The organism is Gordonia sp. (in: high G+C Gram-positive bacteria), from assembly GCF_049299075.1.
GTDB lineage: Bacteria > Actinomycetota > Actinomycetes > Mycobacteriales > Mycobacteriaceae > Gordonia.
Genome location: NZ_JBAQWU010000081.1, coordinates 1 through 3,679, shown reverse-complemented (window position 1 = coordinate 3,679; position 3,679 = coordinate 1). Strand labels below are relative to the sequence as shown.

Below are 3,679 nucleotides of genomic sequence, written 5' to 3'. Positions count from 1 at the left end.
CGGGGCGATGATCACCGACAAGATCGACGGTGACATCGCGCGGCGGCGCAACCTGATCACCAACTTCGGCAAGATCGCCGATCCGATCGCCGACAAGGCGATCACCGGTATGGCGTTTATCGGCCTCTCGCTCGTCGGCGAGATCTGGTGGTGGGTGACGCTGATCGTGCTGGTGCGCGAGTGGAGCGTGACCCTGCTGCGGCTTTCGATCCTCAAGCGGGTGGTCGTCGCCGCGGCGACGAGCGGCAAGATCAAGACGGTGCTGCAATCCATCGCGCTGTCCGGTCTGGTGCTGCCGTTGCCCCACGGCAAGGCCGACGGCGAGGCGCATGGGGGCGCCTTCGACGTCTTCGGGCTGCTCGGGAGCGGGGCCTTCTATCTCAGCCAGATCCTGCTGGCTGCGGCCGTCGCGATGACCTTGTGGTCCGGCTGGGAGTTCTTCCGCGATGTCTGGCGGCAGCGGCATACGTTGCGGGCGCCAGCGCGCTGATTCGCCCCACAACGAATTGGGTGCCTGACGACGCCATCGGGGGTGTCTCTCGCCCAGCCGCACCGCTACTGTGACTCGCATGATTGCGAGACTCGGTGCCCTGGTGGCCATGTTCGTTGCTCCGTTGGCGGTGCTGTTGCCGACGACTCCAGCAGATGCGGCCGGCACGCCGGTCACGCTCAACCTGCTGTCCATCAATGACTTCCATGGCCGCGTCAACACCAACATGGTCAAGTGGGGGGCGACCATCGAGTCGCTCAGGGCCGCGACCAGCAACCCCTCGATCATGGTGGGGGCCGGTGACCTCATCGGCGCCTCCGAGTTCGCTTCAGCCCTCGCGCAGGACCAGCCGGCGATCGACGTGCTCAACGCGCTTGCGTTGGACGCCTCCGCGGTCGGCAACCACGAGTTCGACCAGGGCTGGGTCGACCTGCGCGACCGCGTGATCGGTCCGGCGGGCAACCGCAATGCCGACTGGACCTACCTGGGCGCCAACGTCTATGCCAAGGGCACCCAAGACCCGGTGCTGCCGGAGTACGCCATGTTCGACATGTCGGGGGTCTCCGTCGCCGTCGTCGGCGCCGTCACCGAGGAGACGCGCAGCCTGGTCAGCCCCGGTGGGATCACCGAGATCGACTTCGGCAACCCGGCCACCGCGGTCAACCGCGTGGCGCGGCAACTCAGCGACGGCAACCCCGACAACGGCGAGGCGCAGGTCATCGTCGCGTCGTTCCACGCGGGTGCCAGCAAGGGCGTCGGCTCGGACTTCGCTACCGAATACGCCAAGGGTGGGGAGTTCGCCCAGATCGCCGATCTTGATCCCGCCGTCGACGTCATCTTCAACGGACACACCCACCAGGCCTACGCCTTCAACGGCCCCGTGCCGGGCGTTGCCGGCAAGACTCGCCCGTTGGTGCAGACCGGGCAGTACGCCGACAACGTCGGCCAGGTGGAGCTCACCGTGGACTCCGAGACCGGCGACGTGATCTCCTACGCGGCTCGCAACGTGGCTCGCCTCGGCACCGCAGGCAACCCCAGCACGCTGACCGATGCGGACTTCATTGCGCTCTACCCCTCGCTGGCACAGGTCAAGTCGATCACCGACGCCGCGCTCGAAGCCGCCAAGGCGATCGGCAATCAGCCGGTTGGCGGCGTCAGCGCCGACATCACGACGGCCTTCATCGGCGGCAGCTACGCCACGGGCGTCTATGCGGGCGGAACGCGCGACGATCGCTACTCGGAGTCAACCTTGGGCGACCTCGTGGCCAATGCATTGCGGGACGGCATTCCCGCCGACCTGGGCGAACCGGACCTGGCCGTGGTCACCCCGGGTGGTCTGCGCGCAGAGTTGAGGTATGCCGGCGATACCGCCACCAACCCCGAAAACACCGACGGTGTCGTCACCTACGCCGAGGCCAACGGCGTGCTCCCGTTCGTCAACAACCTCTGGCTGATCGATCTAACCGGCGCCCAGTTGAAGACCGTCTTCGAGCAGCAGTTCCAGCCGGCCGGCGCGCAGCGTTCGTTCCTGGCTCTCGGGGTCTCCGACAATGTCACCGCGACGATCGATGCCACCAAGCCGGTGGGGCAACGGATCACCTCGATCTGGATCGACGGGCAGCCGCTCGACCTGGCCGCGACCTACACGGTCTCGGCGTTCTCCTTCCTCGGCACCGGCGGCGACAACTTCCTTGCCTTCCAGGGTGCTCCCTACCGCGATACCGGCCTGATCGATCGGGATGTGTGGATTCAATACCTCCGCGACCACAACCCGGCCGCCCCCGACTTCGCCCGGCAGATCGTCGATGAGTCCGGCATGCCGACGCAGTTGTATGCCGGTGAGTCGACGTCGTTCAGCCTCTCGAAGCTCAACCTGACGTCGCTCGGATCGCCGCAAAACACCACCGTGCAGGTGATCGCCCACAGCGGAGGCGCCACCGAGGATCTGGGCACCTTCCCGGTGACCGACGGCGGTGCCGCGATCTCCTTCACGGTGCCTGAGGCGCTGACTGCCGCCGGCCGGATCGAGCTGGTCGCCCAGCCGACGGGGACCACCGTCAGCATCTCGCTCGGTGAGCGGGCGGCAACGAGTGTGAGCGCCACCGCCGCGCCGATCACCTATGGGCAGGCCGGATCGGTGGAGGTATCCGTTGCTCCGGCCGACGCGACCGGAGCGGTTGAGCTGGTCTCCGCTGGCCAGACCGTGGCGACCGCCGATCTCGTCGATGGAAGCGCCAGCTTCGCCCTCGACGCGCTCTCCCTGCCCGTCGGAAGCCACCCCTACACGGTGACCTACAGCGGGGACCGCACTCACCAGCCGAGCAGTGCGCCCGTCACGGTGACGGTGGTGAAGGCCGCCCCGACGGTGAGCGTGGCCGCGTCACCCAGCGTCGTACTCTTCGGGCGCGGCACGAGCACGCTGACCATCTCGGTGGCGGCGGACGGCTTCACGCCGACCGGCACGGTCGCGGTGTGGGTCAACGGTCGTTGGATCCGCAACGTCACCTTGACCAACGGCACCGCCACGACCGTGGTCGGACCGTTCCGCCAGTTGGGCACCCAGACGGTCCGCGTGCGGTACCGCGGGGATGCGCAGACCAACACCGGCTCTGCCACGACCACAATCACGGTTCGCCGTCGCCTCTGACGTGGCCGCCCACGTGAGGGGCGCGGGTGATTCCTCGGCGGCGGGCGCGGCGGTTGTCGCGCTGGCCGCCGAGGTGCATCGGCTGCTGAAGGATCGCGGGCAGACGGTGGGCACCGCCGAGTCCCTGACCGGCGGGTCGCTGGCAGCGGCACTGACTGCGGTGCCTGGCGCCTCAGCCAGCTATGTGGGCGGCGTCGTGTCCTATGCCACGGCGGTCAAGGAGGCGGTTCTGCGAGTGCCCGGCGCTCTCATTTCGGCCGAAGGAGTGATCTCAGCGGCCTGTGCCGAAGCCATGGCCGACGGGTGCCGAGAGCTCCTCGGCAGCGACTTCGCCCTCGCCACCACCGGTGTCGCCGGCCCCACCGAGCAGGAGGGTCGGCCGGTCGGGACGGTGTATGTCGGCCTGGCGAGCTCGGCGCGCACCGTCAGCGTGGGCCTCCACCTCACCGGCGATCGCGCGGTGATCGTCGCGTCGACCTGCGTGGCGGCTCTGCGGTTGTTGGCTGAGGCGCTCGGCGACTTTCCGCCATCCCAGGGAAGGG

General features: G+C 68.3%; 3 protein-coding genes. All 3 read left to right on the top strand.

What is annotated here, in order from left to right:
• On the top strand, positions 1 to 490 hold a 490-nt coding region (locus tag WAW85_RS02780), incomplete at its 5' end, for a CDP-alcohol phosphatidyltransferase family protein (protein ID WP_422558131.1).
• A 79-nt stretch (positions 491 to 569) separates the two neighbouring features.
• On the top strand, positions 570 to 3,137 hold the full coding sequence (locus tag WAW85_RS02775; RefSeq protein WP_422558130.1) for a 5'-nucleotidase C-terminal domain-containing protein: 2,568 nt from the start codon (positions 570 to 572) through the stop codon (positions 3,135 to 3,137).
• 13 nt (positions 3,138 to 3,150) lie between these two features.
• On the top strand, positions 3,151 to 3,679 hold a 529-nt coding region (locus WAW85_RS02770), incomplete at its 3' end, for a CinA family protein (RefSeq protein WP_422558129.1).

What these genes read in the sequence shown, in the direction of transcription:
- WAW85_RS02775 (WP_422558130.1), top strand. Translation starts at nt 570, where the DNA reads ATGATTGCGAGACTCGGTGCCCTGGTGGCCATGTTCGTTGCTCCGTTG.